This window comes from Geodermatophilus sp. SYSU D01180, assembly GCF_054050415.1.
Genome location: NZ_JBJGZH010000040.1, coordinates 1 through 17,483, shown reverse-complemented (window position 1 = coordinate 17,483; position 17,483 = coordinate 1). Strand labels below are relative to the sequence as shown.

General features: G+C 76.9%; 13 protein-coding genes. 7 read left to right on the top strand and 6 right to left on the bottom strand.

The genetic code is table 11. The annotated features are described in order from the left end of the window. Positions 1-84: 84 nt before the first annotated feature. Positions 85-1,182, top strand: coding sequence for an MFS transporter (locus ACI8AA_RS22555; protein WP_457046605.1), 1,098 nt, complete (start codon positions 85-87; stop codon positions 1,180-1,182). A 32-nt stretch (positions 1,183-1,214) separates the two neighbouring features. Here ACI8AA_RS22555 and ACI8AA_RS22550 read toward each other — a convergent pair whose 3' ends face one another. Beyond that, a complete protein-coding gene (locus ACI8AA_RS22550; protein WP_457046604.1) occupies positions 1,215-3,839 on the bottom strand; it encodes a diguanylate cyclase domain-containing protein in 2,625 nt (874 codons plus the stop codon). Between the two features lie 113 nt (positions 3,840-3,952). Continuing rightward, the gene (locus tag ACI8AA_RS22545) at positions 3,953-5,626 is read right to left on the bottom strand and encodes a diguanylate cyclase (RefSeq protein ID WP_457046603.1); all 1,674 of its coding nucleotides are present in this window, start codon (positions 5,624-5,626) and stop codon (positions 3,953-3,955) included. A gap of 106 nt (positions 5,627-5,732) precedes the next feature. Between ACI8AA_RS22545 and pheA the strand changes: the two genes are divergently transcribed. Beyond that, the gene (gene pheA / locus ACI8AA_RS22540; protein WP_457046602.1) at positions 5,733-6,668 is read left to right on the top strand and encodes a prephenate dehydratase; all 936 of its coding nucleotides are present in this window, start codon (positions 5,733-5,735) and stop codon (positions 6,666-6,668) included. On the opposite strand, the gene ACI8AA_RS22535 is transcribed toward pheA, so the two are convergent. Next, positions 6,665-8,761 carry an MMPL family transporter gene (locus ACI8AA_RS22535; RefSeq protein ID WP_457046601.1) on the bottom strand — a complete coding sequence of 699 codons (2,097 nt, stop codon included), beginning with the start codon at positions 8,759-8,761 and terminating at the stop codon, positions 6,665-6,667. The two genes, pheA and ACI8AA_RS22535, sit on opposite strands and share 4 nt — an antisense overlap. Positions 8,762-8,819: 58 nt before the next feature. Between ACI8AA_RS22535 and ACI8AA_RS22530 the strand changes: the two genes are divergently transcribed. Further along, entirely contained in the window at positions 8,820-9,272 is a 453-nt protein-coding gene (locus tag ACI8AA_RS22530) for a MarR family winged helix-turn-helix transcriptional regulator (RefSeq protein ID WP_457046600.1), read from the top strand. A gap of 21 nt (positions 9,273-9,293) precedes the next feature. Here ACI8AA_RS22530 and ACI8AA_RS22525 read toward each other — a convergent pair whose 3' ends face one another. From ACI8AA_RS22525 to ACI8AA_RS22515, 3 genes are all read right to left on the bottom strand, one after another. Then, complete coding sequence (locus ACI8AA_RS22525) at positions 9,294-9,629, bottom strand: GroES family chaperonin (RefSeq protein WP_456939091.1); 336 nt, start codon at positions 9,627-9,629, stop codon at positions 9,294-9,296. A 97-nt stretch (positions 9,630-9,726) separates the two neighbouring features. Next, positions 9,727-10,074, bottom strand: coding sequence for a metallopeptidase family protein (locus ACI8AA_RS22520; protein ID WP_387990556.1), 348 nt, complete (start codon positions 10,072-10,074; stop codon positions 9,727-9,729). Continuing rightward, positions 10,071-12,215 carry a GuaB1 family IMP dehydrogenase-related protein gene (locus ACI8AA_RS22515; protein ID WP_457046599.1) on the bottom strand — a complete coding sequence of 715 codons (2,145 nt, stop codon included), beginning with the start codon at positions 12,213-12,215 and terminating at the stop codon, positions 10,071-10,073. Before ACI8AA_RS22515 ends, ACI8AA_RS22520 begins: the two co-directional genes overlap by 4 nt. A 376-nt stretch (positions 12,216-12,591) precedes the next feature. On the opposite strand from ACI8AA_RS22515, the gene serS reads away from it, so the two are divergent. The 4 genes from serS to ACI8AA_RS22495 all read left to right on the top strand — a co-directional run bounded on the left by serS (position 12,592) and on the right by ACI8AA_RS22495 (position 17,357). After that, positions 12,592-13,884, top strand: a complete 1,293-nt coding sequence (gene serS / locus ACI8AA_RS22510) for a serine--tRNA ligase (protein WP_457046598.1) — start codon at positions 12,592-12,594, stop codon at positions 13,882-13,884. After that, complete coding sequence (locus ACI8AA_RS22505) at positions 13,881-14,807, top strand: HAD family hydrolase (RefSeq protein ID WP_457046597.1); 927 nt, start codon at positions 13,881-13,883, stop codon at positions 14,805-14,807. The genes serS and ACI8AA_RS22505 overlap by 4 nt, the downstream gene beginning before the upstream one ends. Further along, positions 14,800-15,603, top strand: a complete 804-nt coding sequence (locus tag ACI8AA_RS22500) for a Cof-type HAD-IIB family hydrolase (RefSeq protein WP_457046596.1) — start codon at positions 14,800-14,802, stop codon at positions 15,601-15,603. Before ACI8AA_RS22505 ends, ACI8AA_RS22500 begins: the two co-directional genes overlap by 8 nt. A gap of 113 nt (positions 15,604-15,716) precedes the next feature. Continuing rightward, entirely contained in the window at positions 15,717-17,357 is a 1,641-nt protein-coding gene (locus ACI8AA_RS22495) for a methyl-accepting chemotaxis protein (protein ID WP_457046595.1), read from the top strand. Positions 17,358-17,483 lie beyond the last annotated feature (126 nt).

The window sequence follows — 17,483 nt, the reverse complement described above, 5'->3', positions numbered from 1 at the left end:
GCTGGTTACCGTCGTCCCGTGCCGTTCCGTTGACGCCCGTCGTCCGCCGCACCGCCGCCCGCCCGGCCGCCGGCCCGCCTGGCCGTGGCCTGGACCGCGCTGTCCGGGCTGGCGCCCGTCTACCCGCTCTACGCGCTGCTGTTCCTCGACACCGGGCTGACCCCGGCCCAGGTCTCCGGGCTGTTCGCGCTGTGGTCGGTCACCGCCCTGCTCGCCGAGGTGCCCACCGGGGTGCTCGCGGACCGCTGGTCGCGGCGCGGCGCGCTGGTCCTCGCCGGGGTGCTGGAGGCCGCCGGCTTCGTCCTCTGGACCGTGGCGCCCGGGCTGCCCGGCTTCGCCGCCGGGTTCGTCGTGTGGGGCGTGGGCGGCGCACTGGTCTCCGGTGCCGCCGAGGCGCTGGTCTACGAGGCGCTGGCCGCCGTCGGCGCGGAGGAGGACTTCGTCCGGGTCCAGGGCGCGATGACGGCGACCGAGCTGCTCGTGCAGGTGCCCACCGCGCTGCTGGCCGGCGTGCTCGTCGAGGCCGGCGGCTACGCGCTGGTCGGCTGGGCGAGCGTCGGCGTCTGCCTCGCCGCCGCGGCCCTGGCCACCCGCTTCCCCGAGACCACCCCCACCCGGGACGACGACGCCGGCCCGGGCCTGCGGGCGGCCGTGGGCGAGGCGCTGCGCCGGCCGTCGCTGCGGCTGACCGTGGTCGCCGTCGCGCTGCTCGGCGGGCTGGACGCGCTGGAGGAGTACTTCCCGGTCATGGCGCGCGACCGCGGCGTCCCCACCGAGCTGGTGCCGGTGGCCGTGCTCGGGGTCTCGCTCGCCGGGGCGGCGGGCGCGGCGCTGGCCGGCCGGCTGGGGCGGCTGCCGTCGCGGGCGCTGCCGGTCCTGCTGGCCGTCTCGGCTGCGCTGCTGGCGGCCGGGGCGCTGACCGGGACGCCGGTCGCGCTGGCCCCCGTCGCGCTGTCCTACGGCCTGTACCTCGCGGTGCTGGTGGTGGGCGAGGCGCGGCTGCAGGAGCAGGTGCCCGGCGCCGCCCGGGCCACGGTCACCTCGGTCGCGGGTCTGGGCATCGAGCTGGCGTCGCTCCTGGTGTTCGCCGCGTGGGCGCTGGGCTCGGCCCTCGCCGTCGCGGCGCTGTTCCTCGCCGTCGTCCCGGTCGTGGCCCGCGGCCTGGGGAGGATCCGGGTCTGAGCGGCAGGAATGGCCATCTCTGCCGCTCAGGACTACCTGGCGGTGCGCCTCGCGATGCGGGCGGCGAAGACGCCGGCGGCGTGGCCGTTGTCGATGTTGCTGACGACGACGCCGGGCGAGGCCGAGTTCAGCATGGTGAGCAGCGCGCCGAACCCGCCGAACGAGCCCGGCTGCCCGGTCGAGGTGGGCACCGCGACGATCGGCACGTCGGTCATCGCGCCCACCGTGCCGGCCAGCGAGGCGTCCAGGCCCGCGACCACGACCAGGCAGTCGACGTCGTCGAGCAGGGTGCGGTCGGTGAGCAGGGGCCGCAGCCGGCTGCCGCCGACGTCGTCGACCCGCACGACCTCGGTGCCGGTCACCCGCGCGACGAACGCGGCCTCGGCGGCCACCGACGCGTCGGCGGTGCTGGCGCACAGGACGCCGACCCGGCCCAGCGGCTCGGGGATCGGCCCGACGGCGGCCGACATCGCCGCGGCGTCGACCGTGGTGGAGCCGTCGTGGGCGGCGGCCAGCGCGACCAGCGTGTCGGCGGTGGCCCGGACGACCAGCGCCGGCCGGTCCGGATGCGCCGCGCGGGTCTCCCGGACCAGTGCCAGTACCTGCTCGGTGGACCGGCCCACGCCCCAGACGACGTCGGGCTCGGCCGGTGCCGGGCGGGCCGGGGCGGCCGGGGGCGCCGGGGCGAGCGCGGGCTGGCCGGCGCTGCCGAGCGACAGCGGAGGGTCGGCCAGCAGCGCGGCGAAGCCGCCGACCGGGTCCAGCGGCGAGGACTGCACCGGTCCGACCTTCACCGACGCGCGCGCCGCCGGCCGGGACGGCGCCGGCGGGGGCTCCGCGGGCGTGTCCGGGGCGCGGGTCTGGGTGACCGCCGACAGCCGGACGACGCGGTCGCGGCCGCTGCGCTTGGCGTCGTAGAGGACGCCGTCGGCGGCGGCGAACAGCGTGCGGCGGTCGTCGCCGCGGGTGGCCGAGGCGATGCCGACGCTGATCGTCACCGGCACGGGCAGGCCGAGCGCGGTCCAGTCGTGCGCGGCGACGGCGCGGCGGATCCGCTCCAGCGCCCGCTCGGCCTGCTCGGCGGTGGTGTCGGGCAGCAGCACGACGAACTCGTCGCCGGCCCAGCGGCACACCTCGTCGGTGTCGCGGCACCCGGCCAGCAGCAGGTCGGCGACCGCGCGCAGCACCGCGTCGCCGCCGGGGTGCCCGACGGCGTCGTTGATCGCCTTGAACCGGTCGACGTCGACCACCGCCAGCGCCGGCGTGGTGCCCGCGCTGAGCAGCCCGTCCAGTCGCGCCTCGGCGTAGCGCCGGTTGGGCAGGTGGGTGAGCGGGTCCTCGTAGGCCTGGCGGCGCAGCTGCCCGGCGGCGCGCTCGTTCTCCAGCAGGCTCTTGCGCCGGCCGAACAGCTCGACCCAGCGGGTGCGCCGCTCGTCGACCCGGTCCAGCTCGTCGGCGAGGTAGGCCTGCAGGTAGGGCAGCGCGCGGCCGGCGTCGTCGAGCTCGGCGTGCAGGGTGCACAGCTCGCGCAGCGCCGCCCGCCGCAGCCGGGGCAGGCCGTGCTCGGTGGCCAGCGCCAGCGCCCGCGCCAGCTGCTCGTCGGCGCCGCGGCCGTCGCCCTGCCGGCGCAGCGCCCGGCCCAGCCCCAGCAGCGCCGAGGCCAGCAGCGCGCGGTCGCCGGTGGCGCTCGTCTTCCGCACGGCGGCGCGCAGCGGGCCGGCCGCGGCGGCGGGCTCGCCCAGCCCGACCAGCGCCCAGCCGTGCACCACCTGCGCGGCGACGACACCGCCGGAGTCGGGCGGCAGCTGGGCCAGCGCCTGCTCGGCCAGCGCGCGGGCCTCGGCGAAGTGGACCTCGGCGGCCTCGGGCTCGCCGTCGTCGAGCAGCGCCTCGCCCAGCTCGGCGCACAGCTCGCCCAGGCAGGTGGCCGCCCGCGCCACCAGCACGTCGGGGTCGCCGTCGTCGGGGCCGAGCGTGCCCTGGGCGGCGGCCGCGCCGGCCGCCTCCAGGGAGCGGCGCTGGTAGTCCAGCGCGAGCGGCATGAGCTCGAGGTCGGCGAGGACGCCGGCCAGCGCGCCGAGGGTGTCGACGAGCAGCGCGTCGGGCGGGAGCGCGGGGTCGAGCAGGCTGGCCGCCTCGACCGCCTCGTCCATCGCCGCGTCGATCCGCCGCGACAGCAGCTCGATGCGGGCGTGCCGCGCCAGGCCCGCGGCCCGCTGCACGGCGTCGTCGGTGGCGTCGAAGGCGGCCTTGGCCGAGCGCACCAGGGCGATGGCCTCGGCGGCGTGCGCGGCCGACTCCGAGCGCGGGTCGCCGTCGCTGGCGGGCCGGTCGGCGGCGCGGTCGTCGCCGCGCTCGAGCAGGCCCGCGACGCCGGCGTGCAGGTCCAGCGACTCGGTCGCCTCCGGCGCGTCCAGCGGCTCGCCGACCAGGGTGAAGCCGGCGACGCGCAGCCGGCGGACCAGCAGCTCGGCGCGCAGGGTGTCGGCCCAGGCGCGGCCGAGGGAGGGCTCGCCGTCGCGCCCGGTGGCGGCGCCGGACGGCCCGGCCCCGTACGGCGTCGAGGGGTCGACGACCGACAGCAGCCGCTCGGCGTCGTCGAGCTGCCAGTTGGCGAGGGCGGCGGTCACCCGGTGGTGCAGGGCTCCCGGTGGCACCACCGCACTGTGCACGCCGTCGTGCGGTTCCGCGGGGAGCGCGGGCCGGGCGCGCCGTGTGGCGCCGGTCCCGTCGTCCGTCGCGTCACTGGCGTCCCAGGCGCGGCCGGCGCTCACGACGGCGTCCCCTCGGCGGGGGCCTCGACGAGGCCCGGCGCGCGCACCCGGTTGCGCCCGCCCCGCTTGGCGGAGAACAGGTGCAGGTCGGCGGTGTCGAACAGCGAGCGCCAGCCGACCGGCGCGGCGTCGTCCTCGGCCGCGGGCGCGGTGGCCACGCCGATGCTGACGGTGATCGGCTCGGGCAGCGCCAGGTCGGCCCAGTCGGCGTCGGCGACCGCGGCGCGCAGCCGTTCGGCGGCGGCGAGGGCCTGGGCGGGGCTGGCCGTGGGCAGGACGACGAGGAACTCGTCGCCGGCCCAGCGGTACACCTCGTCGCCGACGCGGCTGTGCTCGCGCAGCAGCGCCGCCACCCGGCGCAGCACCTCGTCGCCGTGCGAGTGGGAGGTGTCGTCGTTGACCTCCTTGAACCGGTCGACGTCGACGACGGCCAGCGACAGCGGCTCGGCGCCCAGCCGCAGCCCGGCCAGCCGGCGCTCGGCGCTGCGCCGGTTGCCCAGCCCGGTCAGCGGGTCCTCCAGCGCGTGCCGGCGCAGCACGGCGGCCTGCCGCTCGACCTCGCGCAGCCGGCTGCGGCGGACGAACATCTCCGCCCACAGCTCCCGGCTGCGCGCGTGCGCCCGGCCGGTGTCGGCGCGGTAGGCGTCCAGCCAGTACAGCGCCTCGGCGGGCCGGCCCATCGCGGCGGTGGCCTGGCCGAGCTCGAGCAGGCACTGCCGGTAGCGGCGCCGGTCGGCGGTGGCGGCGAAGGCCCCCGCGGCGTCGACGAGCAGGTCGGCGGCCTCCTCGCCGTGCCCGCCGCCGGTGTGCACCTGCGACAGCCGGGACAGCAGCCGGGACAGGGCCAGGTCGGCGTAGCCGCGCAGCCAGGTGCCGCCGGTGCGGTGCACCCGCCGGTGCGCGCTGCGCAGCGGGCCGAGGGCGTCGTCGAGGTCGTCGTGGCAGGCCAGCGCCCAGGCCTGGACGACGTCGAGCAGGTCGAGGTCGCCGGGGTCGGGCTCGACGTCGAGCGCGCGGGCGTCGTCGGCGCAGGCCAGCGCGGCGCCGGCCAGCTCGCGGGCCCGCCCGGCCTCGCCGCGGCGGCGCAGCGTCTGGGCCAGCTCGGTGTTCTGCTGGGCGCACAGCCGGAGCAGCTGCCAGAGGTCGGCGGGGTCGGCCAGCGCGGCGGCCACCCGGTGCCCGCGCTCGGCCTGTGCGACGGCGAGCTCCTCGAGGTCCAGCGCGGTGAGGGTGAGCGACAGCCACAGGTGCGCCTGGGACAACGCGCGGGAGGGCTCCCCGGCGGGCGGGGACAGCTGCTCGGTGAGCAGGCTCGCGTCGACGGCGAGCAGCATCGCGGCGTCCGGGTGGTCGGCGGTCGCCTCGACGTGCGCGAGGTAGGCCAGGACCAGGGCCGTCGAGGCCGACGGCGGGCAGGCGCCCAGCGCGTCGCGGGCGGCGGCCACCCCGGCGCCGGCGGCGTCCCGGTCGCCGTCGAGCAGGCCGCGGCGGGCGGCCAGCGCGTGCCGCCAGGCCGCCCAGCGGGGGTCGCTCGCGGCGTCGAACGCGGCCTCGGCGTCGTCGAGCCCGTCCCGGAAGGCGTCGGCGTCGTCCCGGCCGCTCGCGCTCAGCAGGCGCTGCAGTGCAGCGTCGAGATCACCGTCGGTGACGGGTGCGGGGCCGGGGGTCACGCATCCCTCCTCCTCGACGCCGGGCGACCGGCCGCACGGGCCGGCGGCGAGGCAGTTCCCCCCGGACCCGGACTGCGCCCCGGCCCGACCGCACTACCCTCGTCGGGTGCCCCAGACGCCTCCGACGCGGTTCGCCTATCTCGGGCCCGAGGGTACCTTCGCCGAGGCGGCGCTGAGCAGCGCCGTTGCCCCTGGGGAGGGAGTGCGGCAGCCCGCGGCCAGCGTCGCCGCCGCGCTGGCGGCGGTCCGCGCCGGGGACGCCGACGCCGCGCTCGTGCCGCTGGAGAACTCGGTCGAGGGCTCGGTCCCGGCCACCATGGACGGCCTGGCCGACGGCGACCCGCTGGTCATCGCCCGCGAGGTGTTCCTCCCCGTCTCCTTCGTCCTCGCCGCCCGCCCGGGCACCCGGCTCGGCGACGTCCGCGCCGTCGTCAGCCACCCGCACGCGCTGGCCCAGACCGCGCGCACGCTGGCCGAGCGGCTGCCCGGCGTCCCGACGCTGCCGGCCTCCTCGACGGCGGCCGCGGCCCGGGCGGTCGCCGAGGGCGAGCACGACGCCGCGGTGTGCGCGCCGATCGCCGCCGAGCGGTACGGGCTGGTCCCGCTGGCCGAGGACGTGGCCGACTTCCCCGGCGCGGTCACCCGCTTCGTGCTGGTGGCCCGCCCCGGGGCGCTGCCGGAGCCGACCGGCGACGACAAGACCTCGCTGGTCGCCGTCGTCGCCGACCGCACCGGCGCGCTGCTCGACGTCCTGCGCGAGTTCGCCGTCCGCGGGATCAGCCTCACCCGCATCGAGTCCCGGCCCACCCGCGACCGGCTGTGGGTCTACTCGTTCTCGCTGGACTGCGAGGGACACGTCGCCGAGGCGCGGGTGGGGGAGGCGCTGGCCGCGCTGCACCGGGTCTGCGAGGACGTGCGCTTCCTCGGCTCCTACCCGCGCGCCGACGGCCGCACCAACCGGCCGGTCCCCGTCGAGGCCACCGACGCCGCGTTCGCCGACGCGGCCGACTGGCTCGCCCGCCTGCGCGCCGGCCGGGTCTAGGCGGGCTCGAGCTCCCGCTCCGGCTCCGGCGACGGGCGGTGGGACAGGCGGCTCGGCCACCAGGTGCGGTCGCCGAGCAGCGCCACTGCCGAGGGCACCAGCAGCGAGCGGACCACGAAGGTGTCGAGCAGGACCCCGAACCCGACGAGGAACGCCAGCTGGGTGAGGAACAGCAGCGGGAGCACCGCCAGCGCCCCGAACGTCGCCGCCAGCACCATCCCGGCGCTGGTGATGACCCCGCCGGTGACCGCCAGCGCGCGCAGGACGCCGTCGCGGGTGCCGTGCCGGACGGACTCCTCCCGCGCCCGGGTCATGAGGAAGATGTTGTAGTCGATCCCCAGCGCGACGAGGAACACGAACCCGATCAGCAGGATGCCGGGGTCGCTGCCGGGGAAGCCGAAGACGCCGTCGAACAGCAGCGCGGCGACGCCGACCGTCGCGCCGACGCTGAGCACCACGGTGGCCACCAGCAGCAGCGGCGCCACCAGCGAGCGCAGCAGCAGCGCCAGGACGACGGTGATCACCACGAGCACGCTCGGCACGATCACCCGCAGGTCGCGCGCGGCGGTCTCCCGGGCGTCGAGGTTGCTCGCGGTGTCGCCGCCGACGAGCGCGGCCGGGTCGGCGTCGTCCAGCGTGGTCCGCAGGTCCTGGACGACGTCGATGGCCTCGGTGCTGTCGGCCGGGACGGCGAGGGTGACGTCGAGGCGCACCAGCCCGTCGACGACGACCGGGTCGCCGCCGGGCGGGCCGCCGGTGAACGGGGCGACGGACGCCACGCCCTCGGTGGCCGCGGCCGCCTCGGCGACCTCCGGCCAGGTCCCCTCCGGCGTGACGACGACGGTGGGGCTGCCCGAGCCCGCGTCGAAGTGGCGGGCCAGCGCCTCCTGCCCGTCGACGCCGTTGGACTCGCCGCGGATGGCGTCGCTGAAGGTGATGCCGCTCGCGTCGTAGGTGGGCGCGAACACCGCCGCGGCGACCAGCGCCAGCGTGCTCAGGGCCAGGACGCGCCGCGGCCGGCGGCCGACCAGCGCGGCGACCCGCTGCCAGCCGCGGCCCTCGCGGGGCTGCTGGCCCACGTGCGGGCGGAACGGCCAGAAGGCGGCGCGACCGAGCAGCGCGAGCGCGGCCGGCAGGAAGGTGAGCGCGGCGACGACGGCGAGGGTGACGCTGACCGCCGAGATGGGCCCGAGCCCGCGGTTGGACGCGAGGTCGGAGAACAGCAGGCACAGGACGCCGAGGACGACGGTCGCGCCGGAGGCCACGATCGGCTCCCACGAGCGGCGCAGCGCCACGCGGATCGCGGTGAACCGGGACGGCTCGCGCTGCAGTTCCTCGCGGAAGCGGGCGACCAGCAGCAGCCCGTAGTCGGTGGCCGCGCCCACGACGAGGATCGCCGCGATGCCCTGGCTCTGGCCGTTGACGGTGATCAGGCCGGCGTCGGCGAGCAGGTAGGCGACCGCGTTGCCGGCGGTGAGCGCGAGGCCGGCGGTGCCGATGACCAGGAAGGGCAGCAGCGGGCTGCGGTAGACCACCAGCAGGATGAGCAGCACGACGCCGAAGGCCGCGGCCAGCAGCAACCCGTCGATGCCGGCGAAGCCGTTGGCGAAGTCGGCGAAGATGCCGCCCGGGCCGGTGACGAAGGCGTCGGTGCCGTCGACGGCGATCGCGGCGCGCAGGTCCTCGACCACGGTCACGATCTCGTCGCCCAGCTCGGGGGTCAGCGGCAGCACCGCCTGCACCGCCTCGCCGTCCTCCGACGGGACGGGCGGGGAGGCCTGCCCGGCCAGGGCGCCGGCGTCCTCGGCGACCGCCGTGGCCTCGGCGAGCGCCTGCCCGACGGCGTCGAGGGTGGCCGGGTCGAGGGGCCCGTCGGCCTCCCACAGCAGGACCGCCGGGATGGCCTCGGTGGGGGAGAACGCCTGGGAGAGCTCCGCAACTCGCGTGGACTCCGCGCTGTCGGGGAGGAAGGCGGCGGTGTCGTTCTCCTGCAGGCCGGTGAGCTGCCCGCTCAGCGAGCCGAGCGGGCCGGCGGCGCCCAGCCAGGCGAGCAGGACGAGCAGGGGGAGCAACCAGCGGACCCGACGGGCCATGGTGGAATCCTCTCGAGGGCCGATAATCTCGATGTTCGAGAGATTAGGGGGTGGGCGGATGACGCGCAACGACGGCGAGCGGGTGGAGGTCACCCTGCTGCTGCGGCGGCTCACGGTCGAACTCGACGCCGTCGGTCAACGCTTCGCCGACACGCACGGTCTCGGACGCACCGACGTCCGCGCGGTCATCGCGATCATGGACGCCGCCCGCGCCGGGCAGCCGCTGACCGCGGGCGGGCTGGGCGCCGCGGTGGGGCTGAGCTCGGCGTCGGTGACCGCGCTGGTCGACCGGCTGGAGCGGGCCGGTCACGTGCAGCGCGTGCGCGACCCGGCCGACCGGCGCCGGGTCGTCCTGCAGATGACCGCGCCCACGATGGCGGCCGGCGCCGCCTACTTCGGCGGGCTGCAGCGGGAGCTGCTCGCGGCGATGGAGGACCTCAGCGACGCCGACGTCGCCGTCGTCCGCCGCTGGCTGGCCGCGATGACCGACGTCGTCGTCGCCCACCGCTGACCGACGGGTGTGCACACGGCGTCAGAGGTACAGGCCGGTGGACTCCTCGATCCGCTCCGCGGCGACGGCGTGCACGTCGCGCTCGCGCAGGATGATCAGCTCCTCGCCGTGGACCTCGACCTCGTGCTGGTCCTCGGGGGAGAACAGCACCTGGTCGCCGACCTTCACCTGGCGCACGCTCGCGCCGACGCCGCGCGCCTCGCCCCAGACCAGCCGCTTGGCCACCTGCGCGGTCGCCGGGATGAGGATGCCGCCGGTCGAGCGCCGCTCCCCGTCCTCCTTGCGGAGGGCCACGAGGATCCGGTCGTGCAGCATCTTGATCGGCAGCCCGCTGCCCTTGGCGACGTCGGATGGCACGGTGATCACGGTACGCGGGCGCCGCGCCCGGCCGGCATCGTCATCGGGCTGGTCGAGGACCTCGCCTGACCGGCACCCGGACCCACGCCTGCCGGGCTCAGCCCCAGCCGAGCTCGTGCAGCCGCTCGTCGTCGATGCCGAAGTGGTGGGCGATCTCGTGGACGACGGTGACCGTGACCTCCTCGACCACCTCCTCGGCGGTGGAGCAGACGTCGCAGATCGCCTCGCGGTAGATCATGATCCGGTCCGGCAGCGCGCCGCCGTACTGCCAGCCGCGCTCGGTCAGCGCGTACCCCTCGTAGAGGCCCAGCAGGTCCGGCTCGTCCTCGTTGCGGTCCTCGACCAGCACGACGACGTTGTCCAGCAGGGCCATCAGGTCGGCCGGCACCGCGTCCAGCGCGTCGGCGACCAGGGACTCGAAGACCTCCCGGGGCAGCGGCCTCACCAGCTGGTGGGCAGCGGGCGGCCCTCCTCGTAGCCGGCCGCGCTCTGCACCCCCACCACCGCCCGCTCGTGGAACTCGTCGATGGTGCGGGCCCCGGCGTAGGTGCACGACGAGCGCACCCCGGCGACGATCCCGTCGACCAGGTCCTCCACGCCGGGCCGGGCCGGGTCCAGGTACATCCGCGACGACGAGATGCCCTCCTCGAAGAGCGCGGCGCGGGCGCGGTCGAAGCCGCTCGCCTGCGCCGTCCGTGCCTTGACCGCGCGGGCCGAGGCCATCCCGAAGGACTCCTTGTACAGCCGGCCGCTGCCGTCGTCGTGGATGTCCCCGGCGCTCTCGTAGGTGCCGGCGAACCACGAGCCGACCATCACGTTGGCCGCGCCGGCGGCGAGCGCCAGGGCGACGTCGCGGGGGTGGCGCACCCCGCCGTCGGCCCACACGTGCTTGCCCAGCCGGCGGGCCTCGGCGGCGCACTCCTCGACGGCGGAGAACTGCGGCCGGCCGACGCCGGTCATCATCCGCGTGGTGCACATGGCGCCCGGGCCCACGCCGACCTTGACGACGTCGGCCCCGGCCGAGATCAGGTCGCGGGTGCCCTCGGCGGTGACCACGTTGCCCGCCACCACCGGCACCGACCCGGCCACCGACCGGGCCGCGCGCACCGCCTCGACCGCCTTGTCCTGGTGGCCGTGCGCGGTGTCGACGACGAGCACGTCGACCCCGGCGGCCAGCAGCGCGGAGACCTTGCCCGCGACGTCGCCGTTGATCCCGACGGCGGCCGCGGTGAGCAGCTGCCCCTGCGCGTTGACCGCGGGCGTGTAGACCGTCGAGCGCAGCGCGCCCTTGCGGGTGACCACGCCGACCAGCCGCTCGCCCTCGACCACCGGCGCGGCGCTGACCCGCTCCTCGGACAGCACGTCGAAGACCTTCGGCAGCTCGGTGCCGGCCGGGATGGTCAGCGGGTGCGCGGCCATGACCTGCGCGAGCTGGCTGAACCGGTCCACGCCCTGGCAGGCGCCGTCGGTGACCACGCCGACGGGCACGCCGTCCTCGACCACCACGACGATGCCGTGCGCGCGCTTGGTCATCAGCGACAGCGCCTCGGCCACGGTCGAGCCGGGGGACAGGGTGATCGCGGTGTCGTAGACCGGGTGCCGGCCGTGCACCCAGGAGACGACCTCGCCGACGACGTCGACGGGGATGTCCTGCGGCAGCACCGCGAGGCCGCCGCGGCGGGCGATCGTCTCGGCCATCCGCCGGCCGCTGATCGCGGTCATGTTCGCGACGACGACCGGGATGGTCGTGCCCACCCGGTCCGGCGTGGTCAGGTCGACCTCCAGCCGGGAGCCGACGGTGCTGTGGTTGGGCACCATGAACACGTCGGCGTAGGTCAGGTCGGTCGCCGGGCGCTGGCCGTTCAGGAACTGCATGCCCCCAGTGTCCCGTACCGGACGCCGGAGGTGCCGGTCCTCACGCGGTGCGCCGGCCACCAGCACGAGCGCGGTGGCGCCGGCGCCGGCGCTGGAGACGAGGGCGCCGACGAGGGCCCAGGCGGCGGCGAGGACGAACGCGGGCTGCCCGTGGAGAGACCAGGCCAGGACCGCGGCGGTGAGCGCGGCGCCCACGACCAGCAGTGCGGGGACGAGCGTGCCGACGGTCAGCCTGCCCGGGAGGACGGTCGCCGCGTTCACCCACACCGCCGCGCTGGCCCACCCGGCGTAGAGGCCGACGCTGCCGGTCAGGAGGAGACGGGTCCCTCGATCGGCCGGCGTCCGGACGAGCACGCGCAGGCACACCAGCAGGGCGGCCAGCATGCCGGCGAAGACCGGCACGGTCAGCCCCGGCAGCCGGGCCGCGGCCACGAGCCAGACGACGAACCCCACCTGCGCCACCGACAGCGGGACCTGCACCCGCCGCCACGGGTCGGCGGTCGCGCGGCGCATCGGGAAGCCGTACACGGCGGCGGCGAGGCAGCCGAGCACCACCGGACCCCAGATGGCGAAGAACGGTCCCGGCGGCACGATCACCGGGTCGTTGCCCGAGCCCTGGTCGAACCCCGCCAACGGCGGGCTCGCGGCCTGGCCGAGCGCGGTCGCCAGCAGCAGCCAGCGCCCGCGGCTGCCCGGTGGGGTGGCGGTCACGGCGGTCTCCTCCCGGTCGGGTGCACCGTCTTCGCGCGCGGCAGTGCGCCCGGATGCGGACGTGCGCCGGAGTGCGCTCCGGCACCGAGCATGCCGGGTGTGCAACGGGTGACGGGGCGGGCGGCCGACGGGGCGGGCGGCCGACGGGGTGGACCGGCTGCACGAGGGCCCCGCCGTGCTCACGCAGGAGATCGACGGGTACCGGGTCCTCGTCGCCCGCGGCCCGGACCGGGAGTCCGGGGACGCCGGCCGGGTCCCCGTGCCCGGGCGACGAGTGCGCCGCCCTGTCATGAGCGCCGGCCGCGTCCACCCCGCCGGGGGTGGACGCGGCCTGCGTGCGCGGGGCGTGCCCGCGCGCCCCACCTACGATCGGTACGTGATCGACCTGCGCCTGGTGCGCGAGCACCCCGACGTCGTCCGTGCCAGCCAGCGCGCCCGCGGCGCCGACGAGTCCCGGGTCGACGCGCTCCTGGCCGCCGACGAGGCCCGCCGCGCCGCCGTCAAGCGCGCCGACGACCTGCGCGCGGAGCAGAAGGCGGCCTCCCAGGCGGTGCGCGGGGCCTCGAAGGAGGAGCGGCCCGCCGTCCTGGAGCGGGCGAAGGCGCTCGCCGCGCAGGTCAAGGAGGCCGAGGAGGCCCAGCGCGCGGCCGACGCCGCGCTGCGCGCGGCGCACCTGGCGGTGGCCAACGTGGTGCACGACGACGTCCCGCCCGGCGGCGAGGACGACGCGGTCACCCTGCGCACCGTGGGCGAGGTCCCGGCCTACGACTTCGAGGTGCGCGACCACCTGCAGATCGGCGAGGTGCTCGGCGCCATCGACGTGGAGCGCGGCGCGAAGGTCTCCGGCGCCCGCTTCTACTTCCTCACCGGCCCCGGCGCGCTGCTCGAGTTCGCCCTCGCCCAACTGGCGGTCACCCGCGCGGTGGCCGCCGGCTTCACCCCCGTCGTCGCCCCGGCCCTGGTCAAGCCCGAGGCGATGGAGGGCACCGGCTTCCTCGGCGAGCACGACGAGGAGGTCTACCGGGTCGAGCGCGACGACCTGTACCTCGTCGGCACCTCGGAGGTGGCGCTGGCCGGGATGCACGCGAACGAGGTGCTCGACCTGGCGGCGGGGCCGCGCCGCTACGCCGGCTGGTCGTCCTGCTTCCGCCGCGAGGCCGGCTCCTACGGCAAGGACACCCGCGGGATCATCCGCGTGCACTGGTTCGACAAGGTCGAGATGTTCAGCTTCTGCCGGCCCGAGGAGGCCGCCGCCGAGCACCTGCGGCTGCTCGCCTGGGAGGAGGAGTTCCTCCAGGCGCTCGAGCTGCCCTACCGGGTGGTCGACATCGCCGCCGGCGACCTGGGCACCAGCGCCGCCCGCAAGTACGACATCGAGGCCTGGTTCCCCTCGCAGGGCACCTACCGCGAGCTGACGTCGACGTCGGACTGCACCACCTTCCAGGCCCGCCGGCTGGCGATCCGCTACCGCGACGAGGACGGGAAGCCGCAGACGGCGGCCACGCTCAACGGCACGCTGTGCGCCATCGCCCGCACCATCGCCTGCCTGCTCGAGGTGCACCAGCGCGCGGACGGCTCGGTGCACGTGCCGCCGGCGCTGCGGCCGTGGCTGGGCGGGCACGAGGTCCTCACCCCCGGCATGACCCTGGCCGCGCCGGTGCCCGCGTGAGCAGCCAGCCGCCGGCCGCGCTCCCGGTCCCGGGGGCGGCGGTGCCGGAGGCCGGTGACGTCGTCGACCTCGGCGGCGTGCTCGACGAGCTCGGGACGTGGCGGCCGCGGCTGGTGGCCACCGACCTCGACGGCACCCTTCTGGACTCCTCCGGCGAGGTCAGCCCGCGCACCCGCGCGGCGCTGGACGCCTGCTGGGCCGCCGGCATCCCCGTCGTCGGGGTGACCGGCCGCGGGCCGCGGCTGGTCGACAGCGTGCGGGCGGCGCTCGGCGGCCGGGGCATCGCCGTCCTCGCGCAGGGCGGCTACGTCGTCGACCTCGAGCGCGACGAGGTGCTGCGCACCGTGGGCCTGCCGCGCTCGCAGGCCGAGGCCGTCGTCGAGCGGATCGAGGAGGTGGCGGGGGACCTCGTGCTCGCCGTCGAGGACGCCGCCGAGCAGGCCGAGGCGCGCGCGACCCTGCGCGTGCAGCACGGCTTCGACTGGCCCTACCCCGAGCCCGCGCACCTGCTGCCCCGGCACTCGGTCCTCCCCGAGGGCGCGGTGCTCAAGGTGTTCCTCCGGTCGTCCACGCTCGGGCAGGACGAGCTGCTGGCCCGCGCCCGGCGCGTCGTCGACCCGGCCGAGGCCGAGCTGACCCACGCCGGCCTCGGCTTCATCGAGGTGCTGCCGCCGGGCGTCACCAAGGCCACCGGCCTGGCCGTCGCGCTCGACCACCACGGCGTGGACCTCGGCGACGTCCTCGTCTTCGGCGACATGCCCAACGACCTGCCGATGATCGGCGCGGTCACCGACGCCGGCGGGCACGCGGTCGCGGTGGCCAACGCGCACCCGGCCGTCCGCGCGGCCGCGCGCGGCCGCACCGGCGGGCACGACGCCGACGGCGTGGCCCGCTACCTCGAGGCGGTGCTGGCCGGTGTCTGACTGGCGCCCGCGGCTGATCGCCAGCGACATGGACGGCACGCTGCTGCGCTCGGACGACACCGTGAGCCCCGCGACGGTGGCCGAGCTGGAGCGGTGGCGGGCCGACGGCGTCCCGGTGGTCCTGGCCACCGGCCGCCCGCCGCGCTGGATGCACCGCATCCGGCAGGTCCTGAGCCGGGGCACCGCGGTCTGCTGCAACGGCGCGGTGCTGCTGGACCTGGAGACCTTCGAGATCCTCGAGGAGGAGGCGCTCCCGCCCGCCGTGCTCGCCGACGTCACCGCGGGCCTGCGCCGGGTGCAGCCGGACACCTGGTTCGCCGTCGAGTACGGCCTGGAGTTCCGGCACGAGCCGGTGTACCGGCCGCGCTGGGACGTCGACGCCCCGGGCGTCGCCGAGGCGCCGCTGGAGGAGATCGTCGCCGTGCCCGCGGCCAAGCTGCTGGCCCGCCACGAGGACCTGGGGCGCGACGAGTTCGTCGCCCTGGTCGAGGACGTCGTCGGCGACCGCGCGACGGTCACCAACTCCTCCTCCGACGCGCTCGCGGAGATCTCCGCCCGCGGGGTCACCAAGGCCACCGGGCTGGCGCGGGTCGCCGCCCGGCACGGGGTCGACCCGGGCGACGTCGTCGTGTTCGGGGACATGCCCAACGACATCGCGGCCTTCGACTGGGTCCGCGAGGGCGGCGGCCGGGCCGTCGCCATGGCGCACGCCCACCCGGACCTGCTCGCCGCCGCCACCGACGTCACGGGCACCAACGACGACGACGGCGTGGCCGCCTTCCTCGCCTCGCTCTGAGCCGCCCCGCTCCGAGCGCCTCGCTCCGGGCCGCCTCGCTCCGGGCCGACTCAAGCCCGCGGCCGTGCTGCCGATGTGGAACGCGACCGATCGCGCGCCACGGAGGGCAGCACATGAGCACCACCCCGACCCGCGTCCCGCAGACGCCCCCCGCCGAGCCCACGACGGGAGGGTGGGGCCTGCGCACGCGACTGCTGGGCGCGATCCTCGTCGTGGCGCTGACGACGATCGGCATCGGCGTCTTCGGGATCGACCGGATGGCCAGCCTCAGCGACCGGGCCGACCGGGTCTACACCGACGGCGCGCTGCCGGTGGCCGGCCTGCAGCAGCTGCAGGTCGACTGGTGGCAGCTCATGACCCACACCGCGCGGGCCAACATCGTGACCCTGCCGCCGGAGAGCCGCGCCTCGGCGCAGCAGAAGGCCGGTGAGACCGCGCAGACGCTCACCGAGGACACCGCCGCGGCGGCCGAGCTGCCCATGTCGGCGGAGACCCGCGCGTCCTACGAGGAGTTCGTCGCCGCCTCGCAGGGCTACCTCGCCGACCTGCAGCTGCTGGTCGCCGGCGCGACCCCGACCGGCAGCACCCTGCCCCTGGCGGAGCAGCAGGCGATCATCACCCGCCTCAACGCCAACGAGGCCGTGATCGCCGACTCCCTCGCCGCGGCCACCGAGACCGCCCGCGTCGACGCCGAGGCCACCGCCACCGACGCCGCCGACGCCTACGCCGCCGCCCGCACCCTGACCCTCGTGATCATGGCCCTGGGTCTGGTCGTCGCGATCGTGCTCGCCGTCCTCGTCGCCCGCGGCGTCACCCGCCCGGTCGAGCGGATCCGCGAGGTGCTCGGCAAGGTCGCCGGCGGCGACCTGCGGGTGCGTGCCGGGGAGACCGGCGGCGGCGAGCTCGGCGAGGTCGCCCGCTCGCTGGACCGCACGCTGGACTCGCTCAGCGGCGTGCTCGTGCTCGTCCGCGACTCCGCCGGCCGGCTGCAGGGCGCCTCCACCCAGCTCGACTCCGCCGCCAGCGGCATCGCCGAGTTCTCCCGCGCCGCCTCCGACCAGACCGACGCCGTCGTCGCCTCCGCCGGCGAGGTGGCCGCGAGCGTCGACACCGTCGCCACCGGCTCCTCGCAGATGGAGACCGCGATCCGGGAGATCGCGCACAACGCCGCCGAGGCCGCCCGCGTGGCCGGTCAGGCCGTGGACGTCGCCGAGACGACGACCCGCACGGTCGGCAAGCTCGGCGACTCCTCGCAGGAGATCGCCACGGTCGTGAAGCTGATCAACGGCATCGCCGAGCAGACCAACCTGCTCGCGCTCAACGCCACCATCGAGGCCGCGCGCGCCGGGGAGGCCGGCAAGGGCTTCGCCGTCGTGGCCAGCGAGGTCAAGGAGCTCGCGCAGGAGACCGCGCGGGCGACCGAGGACATCTCCCGCCGGGTCGAGGCCATCCAGGCCGACACCGCCGGCGCCGTCGAGGCGATCAGCCGGATCAGCGCCGTCATCGGCGAGATCAACGACTTCCAGGCCACGATCGCCGCGGCGGTCGAGGAGCAGACGGCGACCACCAACGAGATGAACCGCAACGTGGCCGAGGCCGCGGGCGGCTCGCGGGACATCGCCACCGCGATCGGCGGGCTGGCCGCCGGCACCCAGCAGACCGGTGCCCGGGTCGCCGACGCCCAGCGCGCCGCGGCCGAGCTCGCCCGCATGAGCGGCGAGCTGCAGGAGGCCGTGGCCCGCTTCGCGGTCTGAGCGTCACACCACAGCGGCCCGGTTCCGGCGGTCGCGCGAACGGCCGGTCCGGGCCGCTGCGGCGGCACTACGAACTGGCCCGCGCCGGGGGGCGCGGCGGGGGGCCCCTCGCCCACGGGCCGCCCC